General features: G+C 70.1%; 21 protein-coding genes. 6 read left to right on the top strand and 15 right to left on the bottom strand.

Features of this window, described 5'->3' with window-relative positions; translation table 11 throughout:
• Window positions 1-200: 200 nt before the first annotated feature.
• Both AN478_RS06100 and AN478_RS06095 read right to left on the bottom strand, forming a co-directional pair.
• A complete protein-coding gene (locus tag AN478_RS06100; RefSeq protein WP_054965724.1) occupies window positions 201-482 on the bottom strand; it encodes a hypothetical protein in 282 nt (93 codons plus the stop codon).
• 65 nt (window positions 483-547) lie between these two features.
• The gene (locus AN478_RS06095; RefSeq protein WP_054965723.1) at window positions 548-985 is read right to left on the bottom strand and encodes a nucleoside deaminase; all 438 of its coding nucleotides are present in this window, start codon (window positions 983-985) and stop codon (window positions 548-550) included.
• A gap of 173 nt (window positions 986-1158) precedes the next feature.
• On the opposite strand from AN478_RS06095, the gene AN478_RS06090 reads away from it, so the two are divergent.
• Both AN478_RS06090 and AN478_RS06085 read left to right on the top strand, forming a co-directional pair.
• A complete protein-coding gene (locus tag AN478_RS06090) occupies window positions 1159-2784 on the top strand; it encodes an aspartate:alanine exchanger family transporter (RefSeq protein WP_054965722.1) in 1626 nt (541 codons plus the stop codon).
• Between the two features lie 117 nt (window positions 2785-2901).
• Entirely contained in the window at window positions 2902-4407 is a 1506-nt protein-coding gene (locus AN478_RS06085) for a protein adenylyltransferase SelO (protein WP_054965721.1), read from the top strand.
• Window positions 4408-4435: 28 nt separating this feature from the next.
• On the opposite strand, the gene AN478_RS06080 is transcribed toward AN478_RS06085, so the two are convergent.
• The 3 genes from AN478_RS06080 to AN478_RS06070 are packed head-to-tail and all read right to left on the bottom strand — an operon-like array spanning window position 4436 to window position 6970.
• Window positions 4436-6118, bottom strand: coding sequence for a GMC family oxidoreductase (locus tag AN478_RS06080; RefSeq protein WP_054965720.1), 1683 nt, complete (start codon window positions 6116-6118; stop codon window positions 4436-4438).
• Window positions 6115-6666 (bottom strand): gluconate 2-dehydrogenase subunit 3 family protein, encoded by a 552-nt coding sequence (locus AN478_RS06075; RefSeq protein ID WP_054965719.1) that lies wholly within the window; start codon window positions 6664-6666, stop codon window positions 6115-6117. Before AN478_RS06075 ends, AN478_RS06080 begins: the two co-directional genes overlap by 4 nt.
• Before the next feature lies 1 nt (window position 6667).
• Complete coding sequence (locus AN478_RS06070) at window positions 6668-6970, bottom strand: hypothetical protein (RefSeq protein ID WP_143004140.1); 303 nt, start codon at window positions 6968-6970, stop codon at window positions 6668-6670.
• A gap of 219 nt (window positions 6971-7189) precedes the next feature.
• Here AN478_RS06070 and AN478_RS06065 point away from each other — a divergent pair, with 219 nt between their 5' ends.
• Window positions 7190-8770, top strand: coding sequence for a metallophosphoesterase family protein (locus AN478_RS06065; protein ID WP_054965717.1), 1581 nt, complete (start codon window positions 7190-7192; stop codon window positions 8768-8770).
• Between the two features lie 20 nt (window positions 8771-8790).
• Here AN478_RS06065 and AN478_RS06060 read toward each other — a convergent pair whose 3' ends face one another.
• The 7 genes from AN478_RS06060 to AN478_RS06030 all read right to left on the bottom strand — a co-directional run bounded on the left by AN478_RS06060 (window position 8791) and on the right by AN478_RS06030 (window position 16536).
• Window positions 8791-9201 (bottom strand): hypothetical protein, encoded by a 411-nt coding sequence (locus tag AN478_RS06060; RefSeq protein ID WP_054965716.1) that lies wholly within the window; start codon window positions 9199-9201, stop codon window positions 8791-8793.
• Window positions 9202-9302: 101 nt separating this feature from the next.
• Entirely contained in the window at window positions 9303-9674 is a 372-nt protein-coding gene (locus AN478_RS06055; protein WP_231627350.1) for a roadblock/LC7 domain-containing protein, read from the bottom strand.
• A 50-nt stretch (window positions 9675-9724) separates the two neighbouring features.
• Entirely contained in the window at window positions 9725-10252 is a 528-nt protein-coding gene (locus AN478_RS06050; protein WP_054965714.1) for a GTP-binding protein, read from the bottom strand.
• A gap of 17 nt (window positions 10253-10269) precedes the next feature.
• The gene (locus tag AN478_RS06045) at window positions 10270-11277 is read right to left on the bottom strand and encodes a hypothetical protein (protein WP_143004141.1); all 1008 of its coding nucleotides are present in this window, start codon (window positions 11275-11277) and stop codon (window positions 10270-10272) included.
• Window positions 11278-11942: 665 nt separating this feature from the next.
• A complete protein-coding gene (locus AN478_RS06040) occupies window positions 11943-12191 on the bottom strand; it encodes a hypothetical protein (RefSeq protein ID WP_054965712.1) in 249 nt (82 codons plus the stop codon).
• 140 nt (window positions 12192-12331) lie between these two features.
• A complete protein-coding gene (locus tag AN478_RS06035; protein WP_054965711.1) occupies window positions 12332-15463 on the bottom strand; it encodes an efflux RND transporter permease subunit in 3132 nt (1043 codons plus the stop codon).
• Window positions 15460-16536, bottom strand: coding sequence for an efflux RND transporter periplasmic adaptor subunit (locus AN478_RS06030; RefSeq protein WP_054965710.1), 1077 nt, complete (start codon window positions 16534-16536; stop codon window positions 15460-15462). Before AN478_RS06030 ends, AN478_RS06035 begins: the two co-directional genes overlap by 4 nt.
• Window positions 16537-16672: 136 nt before the next feature.
• Between AN478_RS06030 and AN478_RS06025 the strand changes: the two genes are divergently transcribed.
• The gene (locus tag AN478_RS06025) at window positions 16673-17086 is read left to right on the top strand and encodes a secondary thiamine-phosphate synthase enzyme YjbQ (RefSeq protein ID WP_054965709.1); all 414 of its coding nucleotides are present in this window, start codon (window positions 16673-16675) and stop codon (window positions 17084-17086) included.
• 65 nt (window positions 17087-17151) lie between these two features.
• Here the strand turns inward: AN478_RS06025 and AN478_RS14375 are convergent, their stop codons facing one another.
• Window positions 17152-17451, bottom strand: a complete 300-nt coding sequence (locus AN478_RS14375) for a YrhK family protein (protein ID WP_054965708.1) — start codon at window positions 17449-17451, stop codon at window positions 17152-17154.
• 675 nt (window positions 17452-18126) lie between these two features.
• On the opposite strand from AN478_RS14375, the gene AN478_RS06015 reads away from it, so the two are divergent.
• On the top strand, window positions 18127-18984 hold the full coding sequence (locus AN478_RS06015; RefSeq protein WP_054965707.1) for a GNAT family N-acetyltransferase: 858 nt from the start codon (window positions 18127-18129) through the stop codon (window positions 18982-18984).
• A 33-nt stretch (window positions 18985-19017) separates the two neighbouring features.
• Here the strand turns inward: AN478_RS06015 and AN478_RS06010 are convergent, their stop codons facing one another.
• Window positions 19018-19284 carry a DksA/TraR family C4-type zinc finger protein gene (locus tag AN478_RS06010; RefSeq protein ID WP_054965706.1) on the bottom strand — a complete coding sequence of 89 codons (267 nt, stop codon included), beginning with the start codon at window positions 19282-19284 and terminating at the stop codon, window positions 19018-19020.
• Between the two features lie 139 nt (window positions 19285-19423).
• On the bottom strand, window positions 19424-19906 hold the full coding sequence (locus AN478_RS06005; RefSeq protein WP_054965705.1) for a protease complex subunit PrcB family protein: 483 nt from the start codon (window positions 19904-19906) through the stop codon (window positions 19424-19426).
• A gap of 236 nt (window positions 19907-20142) precedes the next feature.
• On the opposite strand from AN478_RS06005, the gene AN478_RS06000 reads away from it, so the two are divergent.
• Window positions 20143-22167, top strand: coding sequence for a TonB-dependent receptor family protein (locus AN478_RS06000; RefSeq protein WP_054965704.1), 2025 nt, complete (start codon window positions 20143-20145; stop codon window positions 22165-22167).
• The last annotated feature ends 63 nt before the right edge of the window (window positions 22168-22230 follow it).

The following is a 22230-nucleotide window of genomic DNA, read 5'->3' as shown; positions in this document are numbered from 1 at the left end:
TAAAAGGGAAAGGGACTCGGGATTATCGGCGGCTTTCGGATCCTGGCGATAATCTTCCGCGGATTTTGCCCGGGCCTGGTAGTCCAGCCTCAAGTTATGAAGCCGCCGGTTGGAATACGGCGGAACCGGGTCGCGGCTGCCAAGCCGCTCCTACCCCCGCCTTCCCCCGCAAGCTTCCTCCACTGATCCTGCGTTCCGGGCTACGCCTCGCCCCGGGAAGGGTCGGGGATGTCGATCTCGGTTTCCTCCCAGGGCAGCTGGGCCGGCTCGAACTGGTTGAGGAAGTCGACAATGTCCTGGCGGCCGAAGAGCTGGTGGTTGTCCTGGCCCATGAGGACCACGGGGCAGCCGTAGGCGGCCTGCAGGGTCTCGACGAGCTTCTCGGCCTGCTCCGGCTGGGCGATGGCGGCGTCCACCACGGACACCACGGCGAAGTTGATGTTCTCGTCCTGGATCAGGGCGTGGGCGATGTTGTGGCGCATGTTCTCCCCCCGTGGTCGGGTGTGGCGGTGGCGAGGCGCGTCACCCTACCGAATTTCGGCCGTCCTCACACCCCGATATCCTCGTTCCAGAGTTCCGGCTTTTCCGCGATAAAGCGGACCATGAGGTCGATGCAGGCGGGGTCCTGCCGGACCTCCACCGTTACCCCCCGGGAGTGCAGCAGCTCTTCCTCGCCCAGGAAGTTCCGGTTCTCGCCGATCACCACCCGGGGAATGCCGTAGAGCAGGGCCGCCCCGGAGCACATGGGGCAGGGCGACAGGGTGGTGTAGAGGGCGCACTCCCGGTAGACACTGGCCGGCTGGCGGCCGGCGTTCTCCAAAGCGGCCGTCTCGGCGTGCAGGACGGCGCTACCCCGCTGCACCCGTTGGTTGTGGCCCCGGCCGAGGATGCGGTCGCCGTGTACGAGGACGGCGCCGATGGGGACGCCGCCCTCGCGGTAGCCTTCCTCGGCCTCCTCCAGGGCGGCCTGCAGGAATGGGTCCATGGCTGCCTCCTTACCTTGTCCGAAGCCCGGCCCGGGGGTCCTTCCGAGGTGCGCGCCGAAGAGGGCGGGCACGGTTTTGTCCCCGTCCCGGGATGGTGCGTGTCCCCCATCCTGCTACCCTGGGTGGTGACGGGCTTTTTTGCCCCACCGCCCACAGGCGAACCGAGGCCCTCATGCCCGAAGCCGATGTCCTGATCCCCATCCAGATCTTCTTCCAGAAGTCCGATCTGGTCATCACCTTCCTGCTGGTCCTGATCGGCATCGCCTTCGGCAATCTGACCATCAAGGGTGTGGGCTTCGGCTCCAGCGGCGTGCTGATCGCCGCCATGGTGGCGGGCTACTTCTACCAGTTCGACCCGCTGCCCATCCTCGCCGATCTGGGCATCGTCCTGTTCCTGTTGTGCGTGGGCCTGGAGGCCGGACCCAGCTTCTTTCGCGCCTTCAAGCAGCACGGCCGGCGCTTCATCACCAATGTCCTGGTCCTGCTGGCCATCTCCGGCGTCAACACGGTGGCCGTCATCGCCCTGTTCGGTATCCCCGTGGGGGTGGGGCTGGGGCTGTTCGCCGGGGCCTTCACCTCCAGCCCGGCGCTGATCAGCGCCCTCCAGTTCAGCCCCGAGCAGGAGGTGATCTTCGGCTACGGTGTGGGCTACCCCTTCGGGCTGGTGGGGGTGATCCTGTTCATCAGCATCGCCGTCCGCCTCCTGCGCGACAAGATGGCGGCGGAGGTCCGGGGCCGCAGCCGCCTGCACGCGGCGGTGTACAAGCTGGATAACGAGGAGCTCCACGGCAGGCTGATCCGGGACGTGGAGCTGTTCCAGCAGCACGACGTGGCGGTTTCCGGCATCCTGCGTGGCCTGTCGGTGCGCTCCGCCAGCGGCAGCTCCGTCCTGCAGAAGGGCGACCTCCTGCGGCTGGAGGGCGTGCCGGAGGAGGTGGAGGCCGTGGGCGGCGCCATCGGCGAGGAGGTGCAGGAGTCCTTCGATGAGCACTCCGAGCTGGATACCCGCTCCATCGTGGTGGAGAACACCGCGGTGGTGAACCGCTCCCTGCGGGACCTGGGCCTGCGTCTGCGCTTCAACGCCTCGCTGACCCGGGTCATGCGCGGCAGCCTGGAGTTCGTGCCCAACGAGGACGAGACCCTGGCCTACGGCGACGTGGTGGTGGCTGTGGGCACGCCCTACCAGCTGGACCAGCTGGAGCTGTTCCTGGGCCACGAGCACCACACCGTGCAGCGCCGCGTGGACATCGGCTCCCTGGCCGCCATCCTCTTCCTGGCCTTCGCCCTCGGCGGCCTGGTGGTGCCCCTGCCCGGGCTGGGGAACTTCTCCCTGGGGATCGCCGGCGGCGCGCTGGTGGCCGGGCTGATCTTCGGCCACTTCGGCCGGATCGGCAATTTCATTGGCCGCTTCCCGCGCAACGCCACGGCGGTGCTCAAGGAGCTGGGCCTGGCCCTGTTCTTCGTCCAGGTGGGCCTGGAGACGGGGCAGAGCTTCGTGGAATCCCTGGACTTCCAGGCGATCTACTACGCCTTCTACGCCCTCCTGCTGGCCGTGGTACCCATGGCCGGAAGCTTCCTGATCGGCCACTACCTGCTGCGCATCCCGGTCAGCGAATGCTTCGGGGTCATCTGCGGGGGCATGACCTTCACCCCCGGCCTGGACATCATCCGCCGCGTGGACAGCTCCGAGCGCCCCATCGTGGCGTACTCCTCCGTCTATCCCGTGGCCCTGATCCTGGTGATCGTCCTGGTGCAGGGCATGCACCTGGCCCTGGCGGCCCTGGGGGCCGCCGGCTGACGCCCCCGGCCCATTGAATCCGCCGCCCGGGACCCGCACAATTCGTGTGCATTCCTTACACAATTACTCGGGATTAGATCCGGGCCGCCACGGTGGCCCGGAAACGGGGCGATCACCTTGAGCCAAGCCGAAACCACCGCCGCCGAGCCGCTGGCGCTCGACAACAGCTACCTCCGCCTGCCGGAGGCCTGCTACGCCCGGGTAGGGCCCACGGAGGTCTCCCAGCCGCAGCTCCTGCGCCTCAACGCGGATCTTGCCGAGGAGCTCGGTCTCGATGCCGAGGCCCTGGCCGCCCCGGAGGGGCTGGAGGTTCTAGCGGGCAACCGCGTCCCCGAGGGCGCGGAGCCCCTGGCGCTCGCCTACGCCGGCCACCAGTTCGGCAACTTCGTGCCCCAGCTCGGCGACGGCCGGGCCGTGCTGCTGGGCGAGGTGGTGGATCGCGACGGGGTGCGGCGGGACCTCCAGCTCAAGGGCTCCGGGCGCACACCGTTCTCCCGGGGCGGCAGCGATGGCCGCTCCTCCCTCGGGCCGGTGATTCGGGAGTACCTGGTGAGCGAGGGCATGGCCGCCCTCGGTATCCCCACCACCCGAGCCCTGGCCATGGTGGCCACTGGCGATCCGGTGCTGCGCCAGCAGGTGGAGCCGGGCGGCGTGCTCACGCGCGTGGCGGCCAGCCACGTGCGGGTGGGCACCTTCGAGTACTTCTTCCGGCGCGGCGACCTGGACACCGTTCGCGCCCTGGCCGACTACGTCATCGAGCGCCACTACCCGGAGGTGGCCGAAGCCGAGCAGCCCTACAAGGCGCTGATGGGCGCGGTGGCCGACCGCACCGCCGACCTCGTCGCCGACTGGCTGCTGGTGGGCTTCATTCACGGCGTGATGAACACGGACAACGTCTCCATCGCCGGCGAGACCATCGACTACGGCCCCTGCGCCTTCATGGACGATTACCACCCCGCCACGGTGTACAGCTCCATCGACCGACACGGCCGCTACGCCTACGACCAGCAGCCGAAGATCGCGCAATGGAACCTGGCGCGCTTTGCCGAGGCCCTGCTGCCGCTGATCTCCGACGACCCGGACACCGCCGTGGCCGCCGCCCACGAGATGCTCGATCCCTTCCAGGATCGCCTGAACGCCCGCTACCACGCCGGCCTGCGCCGCAAGATGGGGCTCATGGAGGAGCGCGACGGCGACGAGGATCTGGCCCTGGACCTGCTCGCCCGCATGGCCGTGCAGCGGGCGGACTTCACCCTCACCTTCCGCCGCCTGGCCGACCTGGGGCGGGAGCCCTCCGAGAACGACGAGGCCGTGCGCGAGCTGTTCGCGGACCCCGCCGATTTCGACGCCTGGGCCCGGTCCTGGCGTGACCGCCTGGCCGCCGAGGACAGCGGCGACGAAGCGCGCCGCGCCGCCATGCGCGCCGTGAACCCCGCCTACATCCCCCGCAACCACCGCGTGGAGGAGGCCATCGCCGCGGCCATGCACGAGGGCGACCTCCGGCCCATCGACGACCTGCTCACCGTCCTTGCGGACCCCTACGCCGACCACCCCGGCTACGAGCACCTCGCCCGGCCGCCCAGGCCGGAGGAGGTGGTGGAGCAGACCTTCTGCGGGACCTGAGGACCCGGGAGAGGGTCCTTCAGGCCGGCTACAGGCTCTCCCGGATGCGGTCGGCCACGCGGAAGGCGTTGGCGTAGATGGTCCAGGTGAAGGGGACGCTGCCGCCGGTGGGCATGAAGCTGGCGTCGGTGATGTAGAGGTTGTCGGCCCCGAAGGCGCGGCAGTCGGGGTCGAGGACGGCCTCCGCGGGGTCGGTTCCGAAGCGGCAGCCGCCGGCCACCAGGTTCACCGGCGGGTTGGCGCTCACCGACCAGTCCACGTCCCGCGCCCCCAGCCCGCGCAGTACCTCCGCCGTGCCCCGGGCGATGTGGCGGCCCACGGCCAGGTCCCGGGGGTGGTGGGCGAGGTGGACGCGGGCTACCGGGCGGCCCCAGCGGTCGGTCTCCTCCGGGTCGAGGGTCACGCGGCTGTCCGCCAGGGGCTGCCAGTCGCAGAACACCTCGAAGCGCACCTGCCGGCCCTCGGTGAAGCGCTCCTTCAGGCGCCGCTTGAGGGCCCGGCCCCACACCAGGCCGCCTTCGGCGTCGCGCTTGGTGCCCGACGCCCGGGCGATGGGGTTGTTGTGGGCCAGCAGGAAGTCCACGGTGCCCCCCTTGGCTCGCCCGCCCACCTCGTCCGCCTCCAGGGTGTACCAGTCCTGCACCGCCCGATTGACGAAGGGACCCTCCACCGCCAGCTCCGAGGCCCGTCCGGAGTCCAGGTCGTCGTAGGCGAGCAGCCCGCCGCCGGTGCCGCCGGCGGAGAACAGCAGGTAGCGGCCCACCAGGCCGTTGCCGTTGGCGAGGCCGTCGGGGTGGGCGGGCCCCGGGGAGGTCAGCAGCAGCCGGGCGGTCTCCACCGGCTGGCAGGCCACGGCGAAGGAGCGCGCCGTCACCGTGCGCGGCCGCCCCTCGGGGTCGGGGTAGTGGAAGTATTCGGCGGCGGTGACCCGGCCGCGTGCGTCGCTCTCCAGGCGGTGGACGTGGCAGCGGTCGCGGACCTCGCAGCGGCCGGTGGCCTCGGCCCGGTCGAGCAGGGCGGCCCGGCTGCTGCCCTTGGCACCGGTGGGGCAGCCGTAGCCGCCGCAGTAGCCGCTGTAGCTGCAGCCCTGCCGGCCGCCGGCGGGGGCCGGCAGGATGGCGCGGGGCACGGGGAAGGGGTGCAGGCCCTGCTCCCGGGCGGCGTCGTCGATCCAGCCGGCCACGGCGTGCTCGGCGGTGGGGGGATGGGGGAAGTCGTCGGTGGAGCGGGGCTCGGCGGCGGGGTGGTCGGTGACCCGTCCGGAGACGCCCACCTCCCGCTCCACCCGCGCGTAGTAGGGCTCCAGGTCCTCGTAGCCGATGGGCCAGTCGCGCACGTCCGCCCCGTCCACGGGGCCGAATTCGGAGCGCAGGCGGAAGTCCACGGGCTTCTGGCGGTGGAAGTAGCCGCTCATGAAGTTGGTGGCCCCGCCCACGCAGTTGCCGTTCCACCAGCTGACGCCGGAGTCGGCGGTGCTGGTGGGGGAGCCCCGCTCCGGGGCGATGACGTGGCGCTCGTCCCGGAGGCTCGGGGTGAACACGTCCCGCCGGCAGCAGGCCAACTCGTCCTTGTAGAAATCCTCCTCGGTGAAGCGCGGGCCCTTCTCTAGCACCACCACCGAGTAGCCGGCCTCGGCCAGGGCCAGGGCCACCGGGGCGCCGCCGGCCCCGCTGCCCACCACGCAGACGTCGAAGTCGGGCTCGGCGCTCATGCGTACCACCGTTCGGCCAGGCGGGGATAGGTCTTGCTGGCGGGGGGGCGGGGAAAGCCGGGCCGGTGCTCCAGCCAGGCCCAGCCCCGGCCGCCAGCGTTGCCGCCGTAGATGGGGTCGGCGAGCAGGGCCTCGAACAGATGATCCAGAAGCCGCGCCAGCCAGCGGTCGCCGGCGTCGCTACGGGCGATGGTGGTCAGGACGGCGTCCTGCTTGACGGGCGGCAGGTCGGGAAAGGGAGCGCCGGCCTCCTTGCGGGCGGCGTCGTCCAGCCAGTCGGCGCCCTGGAGAAGGAAGTCCCGGTCTTCGGGGTCGATGCGCGGCCCGTTGAGGGTAGTGCGCAGGTAGTCTGCGGCGCCGATGTCCCGGGCGCCGGGGCCGTCCCCGTCGGCGGGCAGGAGGCGGTCCAGGGCGGCTTCCAGAACCTCCCAGCCGTCCGGCCCGGATCCTTCCTGCGGCGCGGCCCGGGCCCCGGGCGCCAGCACCGGCCGCCCCAGCCAGGCGCCGAGGCCCGCCAGCGCCCCCTGCAGGAAGCGCCGGCGCCGCATGCTACTCGTCCCCGCCGAAGCAGCGGCCGCACTTGCCCATCTGCTCATCGGGGTCCGGCTCCATGGGGTCGGAGTCGGCCTTGCCGGCCCAGCCGCCGCCGCAGCGGTCCTCGGAGCCGCGCTCGCCGCTGTCCTCGGCCCCGTTCGCCTTGTCGGCCTTGTCGTCCCCGTTCTCCCCGCCCGCCTCGGCGAGGAAAGGGTTGCCGCCGCCGGATTCTTCGGCGAGGGCGGGTCCCGCGCAGAGAAGGCCCAGCAGGGCCGTCAGCAGCACGGGACCGGCGTGGGAACGGATGGCTCCTTGCATGGCGCTACCCCCGAAATGGCCCTTGGGAAGGGAATCCCAGGTAGGATTATCGATCGGTGCACAGGGGTTGGCAACAGTCGATGGGCTCCGTCCGCCGGGCCCCATCCGCGCAGGGAAAAAGCTCCAGCAGCATGGGCCTCGCGAGCCCTGTCCCTGGTAGATTAAAAAAGGGAGAATGCAGGCCCGGAACCGCGAACAGCGGAGTAAAGATGGACCCTCATGACCGAATTTGAGCCCTTTCCCGGCCCCGGGGTGGAGCGCGTCGAGGTGGTGGGCGCGGTCGTCCCCGGGGAGGCGTACGCCGAGGCGGTGGTCGCCGAGCTGATGGGCAAGCAGGCCCCCGAGCCGCTCGGTCGCGGGGAGTTTTTCACGGGCCGTCCGGGCACCGGCGTGGTGTGCGGGGACGGGCGCGTGGCCAAGGTCCGGCTGGATCTGGACCTGGATTGGGACACCGCCCGGCGCTGGGTCCGTCACGCCCTGGACAGCGAGCGGGCCCTGGGACTGCATCATCCCGCCAAGACCTGGTTCCTGGCCCGGGTGGACGGCGAGAACCGGATCGGCAACGTCGCCCCCCTGCTTGAACCGCTGCATCAGGAGCTCCCGGTCCTGAGCGGTGAGGACCAGTACCGGCTGCTGGCGCGCCTGCTGGGGGTCTATCTGGAGGCGGCCACGGGGCCGGGGAAGCGCCTCGACGAAGGCCTGTCGAACTTCGGCCGGGACCGCCAAGGACGGCTGTTCTACCTCGATGACGACACCTACGACTGGGACGACTTCCGGTCCCTCGCCGAGGCGCTGGGCTACTGGATCCGCCTGCCCCTGGGGCTGGGGACGGAGGGGCTGACCGCCCTGGGGCAGGAGCTGGGGCGGGGGATCCTGCGGCATTTCGGCGATCCCCACTGGCTGCGGGTCCTGGCCCAGCGGCTCAACCGCCTGTTCGTGGCGAACGCGGAGCAGGCGGAGCGGCGCACGGCCCTGGTGGAGGGGATCCAGTCCGGGCATCCCTCCTTCCGGGCCCGGATGGCCGCCCCGGAGGCGACCGGAAGCACCGAGCGTACCGGATCCGACCTCCTGGCGATCCTCGCCGACGTCCACGCCAACCGCCCGGCCCTGGAGGCGGTGCTGGCGTACCTGAAGGCGGAGGGGATTACCCGGGGCATCGTCCTCGGCGATGTGGTCGGCTACGGCCCCCATCCCCAGGGATGCATCGAGCTCCTGCGCGACTCCGGGCTGACTCTCCTAAAGGGCAACCACGACCATGCCGCGGCCAATAGCCAGTCCCGGAAGGGGTTTTCCAATACCGCCTACTGGGTGATCGAGTGGACCCGCGGGGTGCTGGGCGAGGAGGCCAAGGGCTGGCTGGACGGTCTGCCCTGCTGCCTGGAGGGGGAGGACTGGCTGGCGCTGCACGGCGCGCCGCGCGATCCGACCTTTTTCAACGGCTACGTCTACCATATGACCTACGAGGCCAACTTGGACGAGCTCCAGGATCGCGGTGTGCCCATTTGCTTCCACGGGCACACCCACATTCAGGGCACCTATTACCGGACGGCGAAGGGTAGGGACGGGTTCTCGGGGGATCCGGGGCAGGAACTGCGAGAATGGCGGCACTGCCTCGTCTGTCCGGGGTCGGTGGGCCAGCCCCGGGACGGAAAGCCGGGTGCGGCCTTCGCCCTGTTCCATCCGGAAACGGGCGAACTGTCCCATCGGCGGGTGGATTACGACGTGGATCCGGTGATCGACGAAATGGAGGGGCAGGGATTCCCCCGGCCCCTCCTTGATCGACTGCGGAGCGGGCGCTAAGGGCCCGCTCGCTCGCCGCCCTACGGGCAGTAGGGCGCCACCTTGGGCAGGTTGTTCTTCATCGCCGCCCAGGCCATGCCCAGGTTAGCCTTCTTGCTAGTGATCAGAACCAGCAGGGCGTCGGGCTTGTCGGGGACTATGGACATGACGTGGTGGGTATGGGTGGTGCCCATCTGCACTTCCTGGACGTGGCGCTTTGGCTCCTCGCCGCGCTGCTGGGCGATCAGGTTCTCCACGTTGCTGACCGTCTTGCCCCGGAACATGTCCACGGCGGCCGCGGCCACCGCGTCTAGGTAGCTCTGGGTGAAATAGGGCACGTTGTGCGCCACGGACAGCAGCAGGCCGGAGTTCAGGTCCACTACGGCCACGCCCAGGGCCTCGTCCACCTGTTCCAGCATGTCCGCGACGACATCGTTGAGAGTGCTCGCCATTGGTGCTTCCTCCTATGTGGCATGGGCTGGGGAAGGCCCTCCCCTCGGGGTATGCATCTGCCCCTTCACAGCTGGGGCCGTTGGCTCCGGTTCGGGCGGGGTTATTTGCCCACGATCGCGGCCAGGTCCTTGGCGGTATTGCGGCTGAGGGTCAGCAGCATGCCCAGATTGATGCCCGCCTTGGCCGCCACGGTCAGCAGGTGCCGGTTGTCGATGCGCAAGGTGGCCACGTAGCCGTCGTTGTTCTGGACGATGACGAACTCGTTTTCGCCCTGGCCCACGGTGTGCGCCATGGTGCCGCCCAGGCCCACCAAAGAGCTGCTCATGGCGGCGATGCGCTCGCCCGAGAGCTCACGCCGGCTGTAGCCGGCCAGGGCGTGCCCGTCCTCGGTGGAAATGACGGCGCCCGTCACCTCGGTCTGGGATTCAAGAAGCTCTTTCAGGCGGGCCTGGTAGCCCTCGTGCTCGGCCACAGTGCTCAATGGCTTGTCCTCTTGGGTGTGGGGGGGGTCCTAGAGGGGCTTTATTGGAATTCCAGCAGGGCCAACAGCGTGTCCAGCATCATGAGGACGTCCTGCTGGTCCCTCGGGTCCACGAACAGCACGGGGTAATCGAGCCCTTGCTCCGCCAGCCGGTCGTGATAAGGCTGCGCGTCTACCTCGGGGGCGAGGTCGCTGCGCGTCACTCCGATCACGATCGCGGTTTCCTCGATGAGGGGGCGGAAGGAGCGGAGGTAGAGCTCCAGATCCCCGGCCGGATCGTTGGCCGTGTGATCGATGAGCAGGATGATCCCCAGGCTGCCGCGGGCCAGAATGGGCCACATATGGGCGAACCGCTCCTGGCCGGGGGTCCCGTAGAGGTGGAGCTTCTCCCCGCCCGGCAGGGTCAGCTCCCCGAAGTCCATGGCCACGGTGGTGGTCGCCTTCTGCAGAGCCACCTCGTCCGAGGCGGAGAGGTCCGTGCTGAGCGGCGGCTTCTCGCTGATCTGGGAGATGGCCTCGGTCTTCCCCGCTCCCGTGGGCCCGGCGAAGACCAGTTTGATTTCGGACAAGTGGTTCCTCCTCCTGGCTACTCGCCGCCCGGCTGGAGCCCGAGGCGCTGTTGGATCTTGCCGATGATCTCGGCCTTGGCGGTACCGTCCTTGCTCCCGGCCGGGCTGGGGGTGGTCACCGGGGCGGAGCGGACCGCCCCCGCGAGCCATCCGGCGTTGAGGGAGCCGACCACCTCCCCCCAATCCACGCCCGTCGCCGCGGCGATGGTCCCGGCGTCCGCCGCATGTCCCTTCAGATAGGCCCAGACCCGGGGCTTGTTGGCCGCCATGGGAACCACCTGATAGTCGGGCCAGGCCTGGAGGGTGAATCCGGCGTCCCGGGGTATCTGGGGCAGCAGTCCGTCGCGCGCCCCGAAATAGGCCAGGAGCCATTCCAGCTGGGCCATGGACCTGCGCGGTCCTTGGCCCTCGGGCAGGCCCCCCCGAATGGGTTGCCATTCCTTTTCCGCTAGGCCGGGGCACTGGTGAGCGAATCCCCCGATATGGAGGGTGGTCACGAAGTAGCCCTTCTCCGGGCTGGCGGCCAGGTAGTGGCCGTCCTCCAGATCCAGGCGGAGATCCGTGCCCGCCTGCTCCCTGCGCAGCGGCTCGATGAGCTCGGCCACCTTCCGGCTGCAGGGCCCGGCCGGGGGATTGCCCTTGGCTCCGGGGGCAGGCTGGGCAGGTTCGGCAGGCGTTTCCGATTCCGGGCTTTCCGAGGGCTCCGCCCCCGTGCTTCGGAGCAGGGCTCGCCCGAGCTCCTGCGCCCGGAGGGGGTACACCAGCCCGGGGCGCCCCGGGGGCAACCGGCCGGGGTCATCGGACACGGCAACCACGGGGATTTCATCCTGCGCGGCCGCGGTCCCGGACCCTCCGGGGGGGTCAGCCCGGTCGATGTCCACCAGCAGGACGTCGGCCGCCTCCTCCCCGGATACGAGCCGCCATTCCCCTTCCTTCTCCAGGGCGACCCGTTGGAGGAACAGCGGCAGCGTGCGGAGGGCGTCCTCCCGCAGGCCCCTCGTTCCCACTCGGATTTCCTTCGGCATGCTAGGCCTCCTGCCTTCTGAATCCGGGCCGCCGGGACCCGGTCAGCTCGACCGGGCCTGCGTGTGAATTTCTGATTTTTGGGGTCGGGTTTAAATGGAGGGCGAATGATACCATTTTTATATGGGTTGTCATCCGCTTGTCCGATATCCCCGCAGTTTCCTCCGAATTCAGGAAAAGATGTCTGAAGTTGCGAGACCGTTCCCGGGATAGGCCCTGGAGTACGGGGAATAAACCGGGTCCTCTTGTGGGATGGAGGCCCTTCCATGGGCCGGATTCCGTAGGCAAGGGGAGGGTTTTGGAAAACAAACGTTGGAAAAGGGTTCCAGCTGCTCTGCAGAAAGATTGAGGCATCCCTTATCCCCCCGTTTCGGGATGTGCGGGGCAAAGAAACGGGCCTGGAAAGCGGTATAGAAGTGAACCTCTTTCAGCTTTCCGGGCGGTGTATTTGGTAAAGGATTATCGGGCAAAATTCAATAATAGTATTTAAATAAGTAGTTTTGTATATAAGGAATTCCTTGCAATGTGCTTGCGTTCTCGTTGCGGAACAGGAAGCCGGAAAAGGAAAGGGAACCGCCCTTCGGGCGGCTTTGCCAAGGCAATAGACGGGCGGTTGTGGGAAGCTGCAAAAGGGAGGGAAAGCAGGCCACGGAAAAGCTGGGGCGGTTTATCCGTCCTGCACGAAGGGGGTGAGCTCGCCGGTGCGCACCGACTGCTGGACCTGCTCCCGGGCGGCCACCTTCTCCGCGTGGTCCATGTCCCCACGGCTGTCCCACAGGTATTCCTTCAGCTCCTGGATCTCCCGTGCGTAGCTGTCAAGGGCGCCCAGGGCGCGCTGCAGGCGGGACTTCACCTCGGCGAGGCGCTCGCGTTCCTCGATCTCGGCGGGGGTCGGCTGGGCGTCGGGGCTGCTCATGGGCGTTGCAGGCTCGGTTTTCAAAGCCCGCTGGGCAGGGGGGAAGAGGTGGCGGATTATCCAGTTGGGGCCGGGCCCGGTCAAAGCCGGGCCCGGCGCATTGGGGCGCAGGGGAGGGGTGAGGCGGTCCGGGGCCGGGCTCAGGCGGGGGCGGTTTGGTCCCCGTCCCGGCGCCGGTCGAGCCAGACCAGCATGGCGGGGGTGAAGAACAGGGTCAGGGGGGTGGCCAGCAGCAGCCCGCCGCTGATGGCGGTGGCCAGCTGGGTCCAGAACTGGGTGGAGGGGGCGCCGATGTGGAAGTCGCGGCCCACGAAGTCGATGGTGAGGCCGAAGACCATGGGCGCCAGCCCCAGGATGGTGGTCACGGCGGTGAGGATCACCGGCCGGGCGCGCTGGGCGCCGGTGCGCAGGGCGGCCTCCAGGGGCGCCAGGTCGTGGTCCCGGCGCAGCACGTTGTAGGTGTCGATGAGGACGATGTTGTTGTTCACCACGATCCCCGCCAGGGCCAGGGTGCCGATGCCGCTCATGACGATGCCGAAGGGCTCGCCCCGCAGGAGCAGCCCCACCAGGACCCCGGCGGTGGAGAACAGGATGGCGGACAGCACCAGGCCGGCCTGGGTGAAGCGATTGAACTGGGTCACCAGGATCACCACCATCAGGCCAAGGGCGAGGTAGAAGGCCCGCGTCAGGAAGCCCGTGGACTCCGCCATGTCCTCCCGCTCGCCCCGGAAGGCGTAGTCCACCTCCCCGGGCAGGGGGTCCTCCGCCAGGGCCTCCTCCAGGGCGGATAGACGCTCGTCCACCAGCTCGCCACTGGCTACGTCCGCCTCCACGGTGTGGGCCCGGTTGGCGTCCCGGCGCTTAATGAGGCCGGTGGCCGGGACCGGCTCCAGCTCGGCGAAGTTGCGCAGGGGAACCAGGCCCCGCTCCGTGGGCAGGCGCAGGGTGGCGAGCTGCTGCAGGTGGCGGGCGTCCGTGGGCAGGCGCAGCCGGATGTCCACCGCCTCGTCGGTGAATTCGGGGTGGTAGGTGCCCAGCAGGGTGCCCTCGGTGAGGGTCTGCAGGCCCTGGCCGAGCAGGGCGATGTCCACCCCGTGGCGGGCCGCCTCCTCGCGGTCCACCCGCAGCTCCACCTCCACCCCCGGCGGCGGGCGGTCGTCCTCCACGTCCGTGAAGCCGCCCACCTCGGCCATGCGCTGGCGCACCTCCTCCACCGCCGCCTTCAGCTGTCCCTCGTCCTCGCCCTGGACCTCCACCACCACCGGCTTGCCCGAGGTGGGGCCGCGTTCCTGCTCGCGGACCTGGATCTTCAGGCCGGGGATGTCGGTGATCCGCCCGCGCAGCTCCTGCAGGACCTCCGAGGCGGGCGCCCGGGTGCGCCAGTCGGTGAGCTCCAGCTGGATGATGCCGATGACGTCCTCGGCGAGGTCGCCCTCCAGGCGCCGCTGCTGGGAGACCAGCGTACGGGCGTAGCGCGTCTTGATGCCCTCGGTGCCGGCGATGCGCTCCTCGACGCGGCGGACCAGGTCGTCCGCCTCCCACACCGAGAGGTCGCCCCGCGCCTGGATCTGGATCTGGGCGAAGCGGGGCTCGATGTCGGGGAAGAAGGAGACGCCGCGGCCATGGGCCGCCCAGGCGGCGTAGACGGCGGCGGTGGCCGCGGCCACCACCAGGAGGGTCCGGCCCGGCCGGCGGCAGGCGACGGCCAGGGCGTCCACGTAGGCCCGGTTGACCCGGCCCAGCTCCTCCCAGCGGCCCGCCTCGGCGGCCCGGATCTGGCGCGTCAGCACGGGGTTGAGGGCCCGCCGGGGGCCCGCCACCGAGCCCAGAGTGGGGACGAAGATCAGCGCCATGGCCAGGGACAGCAGCAGGGTGAGGATGACCGTGGCCGGCAGGTAGACGATGAACTCGCCCACCACGCCGGGCCAGAAGAGCATGGGGAAGAAGACCGCCAGGGTGGTGGCGATGGCGGTGGTCACCGGCCAGGCCATGCGCGCCGCGGCGTCGCGGTAGGCGGCCCGGCGCGGCTGGCCCGCGGCGAGGTGACGGTCGGCCAGCTCGGCCACCACCACGGCACCGTCCACCAGCATCCCCACCACCAGGATGAGGGAGAACAGCACCACCAGGTTGAGGGTGAAGCCGAGCAGGTCGAGGGCCAGGATCCCGCCGAGGAAGGCGCCGGGGATGGCCACCGCCACCAGCAGGGAGGCGCGCACCCCGAGGGCGGCGACGATCACCAGCACCACCAGGAGGACGGCGGTGATGACGTTGTTCTCCAGGTCGCCGAGGAAGTCGGCCACGTCCTCGGCGGCGTCCTGCAGGTAGCGCACCTCCAGGGCCTCGGGGGCCTGCTGGCGGGCCTCCTCGATGACCGCCCGGGCCTCGCCCACCACCTCCAGGATGTTGGCCCCGCTGCGCTTGCGAATCTCCAGGGACAGCGCCGGATTGCCGTCGATGCGGGCGAAGCTGTCCGGGTCCTTGTAGGTCTGCCGCACCTCGGCCACGTCCCCCACGCGCACCACCGTGCCCTCGTGGCTGCGCAGGGCGATGTTCTCCACCGCGTCGGGGCCCTCGATGGTGCCGGGTACCTTGACCGAGATGCGTCCGGCGCCGGTGTCCATGCTGCCCGCGGTGACCAGGAGGTTGTTGCGCTGGATGGCGGAGGTGAGCTCGGCGTAGGAGAGGTTGTAGGACTCCATGATCAGGGGATCCACGAGGATCTCCATGACGTCCTCGCGCTCGCCGCCGATGTCCACCTCCAGGATGCCCGGACGGGATTCCAGGCGGTCGCGCAGGTCGCGGGCCGTCTCCAGCAGGGTGCGCTCGTCCACGGGGCCGGAGAGGGTGGCGGTGAGCACCGGGAACAGCGACACGTCCACCTCCGAGACCTGGGGCTCCTCGGCCTCCTCGGGGAGCTCCGGCTCCGTCTGGTCCACCTGCTCCCGCACGTCGGCCTGGGCCCGCCCGCTGTCCCAGCCGGGGTCGAAGTCGAGCCGCAGCATGGCGAAGCCTTCCCCGGCCCAGGAGCGCATCTCGTCCAGCCCGGCTACCGACTGCAGCTCCCGCTCCAACGGGCGGAGCAGGATGCGCTCGGCGTCCTCGGAGGTGATGCCGGGGTAGGGGACGGTGACGAAGTAGATGGGGATGTCGATCTCCGGACTGGCCTCCTTGGGGATGGTGGCGTAGGAGACGGTGCCCAGCACCAGCAGGATGCCCAGCAGGAGGAGGACCGCCCGGGCCCGGCCCACCGCGGCGGCGATGAGCGCCCTCACGGACCGCCCTCGCCGGGGGCGGGGGCCGCCTCGGTGCGCACCGTTTCCCCGGCTCGCACGAAGCCGCCGCCCACGGTGATGAGGGTCAGCTCATCCGGCGGGCCGGTGACCCAGACCCCCTGCTCGTCGGCGCGGACGATCTCCACCTCGTGAAAGACCACCTCGCCGTCCTCCACGGCCCGCAGCCCGAGCCGCCCGTCGTCGTTCAGGACCAGGAGGGAGGGGGAGACGCGGTGGGCCTTCCTCTCCGCCACCGGGATCACCACCTCGGCGCTGATCCCGGAGGGCAGGTCGCCGTCGGGGTTGGGGAAGGTGGCCTCCAGGCGGAAGGTGCGGGTGGCGGGGTCGGCCAGCGGGGCGACGAAGGTCACCTCGCCCTTGGCGCGGCGGCCGTCCAGGAAGCGGATGCGCGCCTCCTGCCCCGGCTCCACGTCGCCCTCGCGGTGCTGGGGCACCTGCACCACGGCCAGGAGCGGGTCATTGACCACGATCTCCGCCACCTCCCCCCCTACCCCCAGGAAGTCGCCGCGCTCGGCGATGCGGCGGTTGACGGTGCCGGTCATGGGGGCCTTGATGCGGGTGTGCTCGATGTCGAGGCGTACCGCCTCCACCTCGGCCCGGGCGGCCTCCAGCTCCGCCTCCTTCACGGCGACGTTCAGCTCGCCGATGAAGTTGTCCTCGGCCATGGCTTTGGTGGCCTCGTAGTCGCTCTTGGCGCCGGCGAGCCGGGCCTCGGCCCGGCGGAGCTGGGCCTCCCGATCGTCCATCTTCAGCCGCGCCAGGAGGTCCCCCTCCTCCACCCGGGCGCCGCGGGGCACGGCCCATTCGGCCACCTGCCCGGAGGTCTCGGCGCGGACCACCATTTGGCGGTCCGGCTCCACGTCCCCCTGGAGGACCAGGAGCTCCTCCACCGGTTCGGCGCGGCGCTCGGCCACGCCCACGGTCATCGGCTGGGGCTCTTCCCGGCTCTCGGGCTCGGGGCCGGGGCGGGTGAGCAGGCCCGAGAGGATCCACGCCGCCGCGACGAGGAGCACGGCAGCGATGACGAGGGGGCGTCGGGGGATGCGGGGCATGGGAGTCTCCGGTGTCCGGGACTTCATTCTCACGGGGGGCTTACCGAGCGGTCAAATGCTTGGGGCGGGGTCGTTTCTGGGGCAGCTGGCCCCCCTGCTATCCTGGCCGGCGGGCAAGCCGCGAAGGGAGATAGCCATGCGCCGCATCATCGAGGTCGCCACCCACGAGCGCGAGGAGCTGGTGGACATCACCCCTCAGGTGGAGGGCGTGGTGCGGGAATGCGGGGCCCCCGACGGCCTGGTGTCGGTTTACGTGCAGGGGGCCACGGCGGGGATCATGATCCAGGAGAACTGGGACGACAGCGTCCCCCGCGATGTGGTCCGGCTGCTCCGTGACACGATTCCGCGCGGGGTGTGGGAGCACGACGCCCAGGACGGCAACGGCGACTCTCACCTGAAGTCCGGCCTGGTGGGCCCCTCCGAGACCATCCCCCTGATCGACGGCCGCCTGGGCCTGTCCACCTGGCAGGGCCTGTTCCTCTGCGAGTTCGACGGGCCGCGCCACCGGCGCTCGGTAGTCTGCACCGTGCTTCCGGATCGCCTCGAGTAGCGTCCCCTCCCCAAAATCCTCCTGTCCAGATCCGGACACCCCATTTCGGGCCGACCCGCGTCCCCCTACATCTCCCACCGGCCCGGCGGCACGGACTTCAGGTGGAGCCGGTGGGAGAGCCTTATCAGGGGGCGAACGAGCAGCTGGGCGCTGCCCAGGATGAACAGCCAGACCCCCACCTCCTGCCAGGCCTGCCAGAGAAAGGCGATGCTTCCCAGCAGGAACCACAGCCCGATGAGGAAATCGTTGATCATGCTGGCGGCCTGGTAGCGGTTGCGGATGAGCAGCTCCTCCCGGCCGAGGCGAATGGCAAGCTCGGGCTCCCCCTCCTGACCCTTGAACTCCTCTACATGCTTTCGGGCCACAGCGGGCCTCCTTTCGATCCTATGCGGTACATCCACCCCTATAAACGAGATGGCGCACGGGCCGCAACGGTCCGTAATGAGTGTCGGCCTCTTTTACAGCTTTTGGGGTTTCGGACAGTGCGAACGCGCCGAGTTGTCAACGGCCTTTACAGATCGGAAACCGCCATTTTTTCAATACTGTTATCGGGTTTTTATTTTATTGAATTTTCGGTGTTTTTTGTCTGGTATCAAGGTTGCATTTGTGGAAAGGACAAGACTCTTTGCAAATTTTGGGAAAAAACATTCATATCCAAAGGGAATGGGGAGGCTCATGGAAACTTCTTCCGAAGACCAAACGGCGGTCCGCCTTGAAAAAAGCGGCTTGCTGGAGGCGGAGGGATCCCTGGCCGGGACCGGTGTGGACACGGTCGCCCGGTATGTCCCACCGCAGGAAGGGGTCGGGATTCGGGGGTACCGGGAACCGGACTGGCGGGCCACCCTGGCGGGGGCGGGCCAGCAGGGTAACGCGCAGGGCGAGACGGAGCTGTTCCTGGAGCCCGCCTGGTTTTTGAACCTGAGCCGCGCCGTCGACCTGGCCGGGACCCCGGTGCTCTATACCGTGCGTACCCACGACGGCTCCGCCGGGCCCGTCGCTTCGTTCCCCATGCGGGCCACCGGGGCCCCCCCTGCCGGCGGTTGGAGGAATTCTCCCATCCCCATTCCCCGGTCTACGGCCCCATCCGCCACCAGCCCCTCCGGGAGGCAACGGATCTGGCCGAGTCCTTCGTGGACACCGTCAGCGCGGAGCGTCCCCGCTGGGACGTCATCGGTCTGGACAAGATGGATCCCACCCGTCCGTGGTACCGGTCCCTCCGTGATGCCCTCACGGACCGGGGCTGGTGGGTGCAGGAATACTACTGCTTCGGGAACTGGTACCTGCCGACGGAGGGGGTGACGTACGAGGCGTACATGGCGGGCCGGCCTTCGTCTCTCAGGAACACCGTGCGCCGCAAGACCCGGCAGTTCCTGCGCCAGCCCGGGGCCCGGCTGACCATCTACGACTCTCTCCGGGATCTGGAGGAGGGGGTTTCCGCCTACGAACGGGTCTGGAACCGGAGCTGGAAGGGGCCGGACCCCAACTTCCATCTCACCGCGGAATGGATGCGCCACTGTGCCGAGCGCGGGAGGCTTCGCCTGGGCGTGGCCTGGCTGGGGGGGACGCCCGCCGCCGCGCAGCTGTGGGCGGTGCACGGGGGCACGGTCTACATCCACAATCTCTGCTTCGACGAGGATCTGAAGGCCTTCTCTCCGGGGACTATCCTCACCGCCCGGCTCATGGAGCGGGTCCTGGACGGGGATGGTGTCCGGGAGGTGGATTACCTGATCGGCGACGAACCCTACAAGCGGAAATGGATGACCCACCGGCGGGAGCGGTGGGGCCTGCGCGCCTTCAACCCTCGCACCCCGGTAGGGATCATGCAGGGGGGCTGGAACATTGGCGGGAGCTGGGCCAAGCGACGATTTCGCAGTCTGGTGCCCCGAAAGGCGGGCTGAGGGGGAGGTCCGAGGGGGAGGAGCGCCCGAGCCTCAGCGCAGCTGGCTGTCCTTGCTGCCGCGACGGTTGAAATAGCTGTGGGGGCGCTGCTCCGCGTCCCGCTCGGACTGGCAGGGGACGCACAGCCGGACCCCCGGGACGGCCTCCCGGCGGGCCTGGGGGATCTCCGCCTCGCATTCCTCGCAGTGTCGCAGGCTCTCCCCCTCGGGGAGCTGGCTGCGGACCCGGAGGAGCTCGTCCTCCACGGTGTCCTCGATCTGCTGCTGGATGTCGCCGTCCTTGGTCCAGCCGCCGGCCATGTTCCTCTCCTTCGCGGAGGCCTGTAAGGAGGCCCCAGGTCCCGGCCGCACACCCGGAGGGGAGGGGCTTCCCGATGCGCGACCGCGGCCGGAGCCTGTTCCTGTGAGACGGCTACCCGCCCCTGGGGTTCCCGGCCAATCAGGCCCCGTCGCCGAGAGGGAAGCGCCAGGCGCGCTCGTTCAGGCGCACCTCGACGCGGTCAAAGCCGCCCGTTCCCGGAATTCGCAGCACGCCGCAAGGCCGGGTGAGGGCCTGGGTCACCATGGCGCCTTCCGGAGGCGGGCGGACCGCCACCCGCACCACCAAGGTTCGGCCCCGCTGGGAAGCCGGCGGCTCCCCGAGCTCCAGACGGTATCCGCCGGTGGGCCTCGTGCCGGCTCCCACCACGATCCGGGTACCGCTACCGGCCCCTTCCAGATCGCCAAGCTCGAAGCCCGCCGCCTTGCCCCCGCCCCCCGAAACTCGGACCGCGGTGGGCTCCTCCGGGCCGCACTGGGCTCCCCGCATCCCCCAGGCCGGATCTGGCAGGGGGACGCCCCCGCCATGGGCCGCGTCGGCCCCCAGCACCAGCCAGACGGCCAGGGCCGACCCCCGGCCAAGGGCTTTTCCCCACCCGGTCATGGGCCATAACCTTTCACGGAGTCCGCTCCCCCTCGCCAATGGAATGCCTGCCCGGGATCCTCCAGGAGACGGGCGCCCACGGCAAGGCGCTGCGGTGCTCCGGCAGGCCTTCGAGAGTTCCTGGAGATTCCCCGTTGCTGCATCGTGGAGACCTTGCAGAGCTGGGCGACGGCACAAGCCCGGCTCGGGCTATCCGGAGGAAAGGTGTGAGAACTCGCATACCGTTCAGAGTCCTGATGGCAGGGCTCCTGGCGGCGCCTACCGTCGGCGCCGAGGAGGAGACCCTGGAGCCGGTGACGGTGACCGCGCCGCGCCTGGAGCGGCCGCTGGCGGAGACGCCGGCGGCGGTCACCCGCGTGGAAGGGGCGGAGCGGCGCGCCGGACGGCCCGGCCTGACCCTGGACGAGGGCCTGGAGGCGGTGCCCGGCCTGTACTTCCAGAACCGCCACAACTTCGCCCAGGGGCTGCGCGTCTCCTCGCGGGGCTTCGGCGCGCGCGCCGCCTTCGGCATCCGGGGCCTGCGGCTGCGCCAGGACGGCCTGCCGCTCACCCTTCCCGACGGCCAGTCCCAGGTGGACACCGTGGACCTGGACGCCGTGGAATCGGTGGAGGTGCGGCGCGGGCCGGCCTCCGTGCTCTACGGCAACGCCACCGGCGGGGTCATCGACCTGCGCACCGCCGAGGGCTTCGCCATGGAGCGCAGCCCGGTGGTGCGTCTGCAGGCGGGCTCCCACGCCATGCGCAAGGCCAACGTGCGGGCCGGCGGCACCCGCGGCGACTGGGGCTACCACGCCTCCATCACCGGCTTCAGCGAGGAGGGTCACAGGGAGCAGAGCGCGGCTGAGAAGTACCTGGCCCGGGGCAGCGCCACGCGGCGCTTCGCCGGCGGCCGCGAGCTGCGCCTCATCGCCGGGGCGATGGACACTCCCTTCGCCGAGGACCCCGGCGGCCTGACCCGGGAGGAGTTGGAGGCCGATCCCGGTCAGGCCGATCCCGACGCCGTCACGCTGGACGCCGGCCAGAGCGTTGACCAGCAGGACCTCGGCGCGGTGTGGACCGACCCGGCGAGCCTGCCCGGCGAGCTCACGGCGCGCGCCTTCGCCAGCCGGCGCGATTTCGAGCAGCAGCTGCCGTTCTACTTCGAGCAGGACGGGGAGCCGGCCGCCGAGAACCGGGTGGGCTACCAGCGGTGGTTCTACGGTACGCGGCTGGAGTACGCCGATGAGGGCACCTGGGGAGCTGTGCCGGTGGAGGGGGTGGTGGGGGTCGACGTGGATCGCCAGGAGGACGACCGGGTGCGCCACGTGGTGGACGAAGAGCGCACGGTCCGGGAGCAGACGGTGGACGAGCGCCAGACCGCCACCGCCGCGGGCCTGTTCGGCCGGGTGGGGGCGGCTGTCACCGAGGCCACCGGGCTTACCCTCGGCCTGCGGGCCGACCGCCTGCGCCTGGCCATCGACGATCACCTCGCCGGCCCGGTGGACGACTCCGGGGCCCGCACCTTCACCGAGTCCAGCGCCGGCCTGGGGTTGACCCACGCGGTTGGCGCCCACACCTTCTACGCCAACGTGACCACCGCCTTCGAGAGCCCCACCTTCGTGGAGCTGGCCGACCCGGCCGGCGGGGGCGGCTTCAACCCGGACCTGGAGCCGCAGCGGGCGGTGAACCGGGAGGTGGGGGTGCGCGGACCCGTGGGCGCCCTGGGGACCTACGAAGTGGCGCTGTTCTCGGTGCGGGTGCGCGACGAGCTGGTGCCCTTCGAGCGGGACGGCCGCACCTTCTACGAGAACGCCGGGGCCACCCGCCGGGAGGGCGTGGAGGCCGGGGTGGAGCTGGAGCCCGCCGCTGGTTGGAGCCTGCGCGCGGCGCTCACGCTGGCGGACTACCGCTTCACCGATTTCCGCGACCGCGCGGGCAACGACTACGCCAGCAACGAGATACCGGGGCTTCCCCCCTACCATGGCGGCCTGATCCTGCGCCGCGCCGGCGAGCGGGGGTTCGCCGAGGCCGGACTGCGCTACGCTGGGCCCACCTACGCCGACAACGGAAACACGGTGGAGGTGGACGGGTATACGGTGGCGGACCTGCGCGCCGGCTGGCGCTGGGCCCTGCCGGGGGAGCGGCTCCTGACCCTGTACGGCGGGGTGGAGAACCTGGCCGACACCGACTACGTGGCGAACGTCCGCGTGAACGCGGGGCCCGGCTATTTCGAGCCCGCCCCGGGCCGCACCGCCTATGCCGGGGTGGAGGTGGGCTTCTGAGGGGCTGTCCCCTTTGCCCCCGCGGGGTGGGGAGGCCGCCCCTTGCTGCGGTATCATCCCGCG

This window comes from Thiohalorhabdus denitrificans (assembly GCF_001399755.1).
Classification (GTDB): domain Bacteria; phylum Pseudomonadota; class Gammaproteobacteria; order Thiohalorhabdales; family Thiohalorhabdaceae; genus Thiohalorhabdus; species Thiohalorhabdus denitrificans.
The sequence above is the reverse complement of the archived record's forward strand: the minus strand, read 5'-3'. Positions and strand labels throughout refer to the sequence as shown.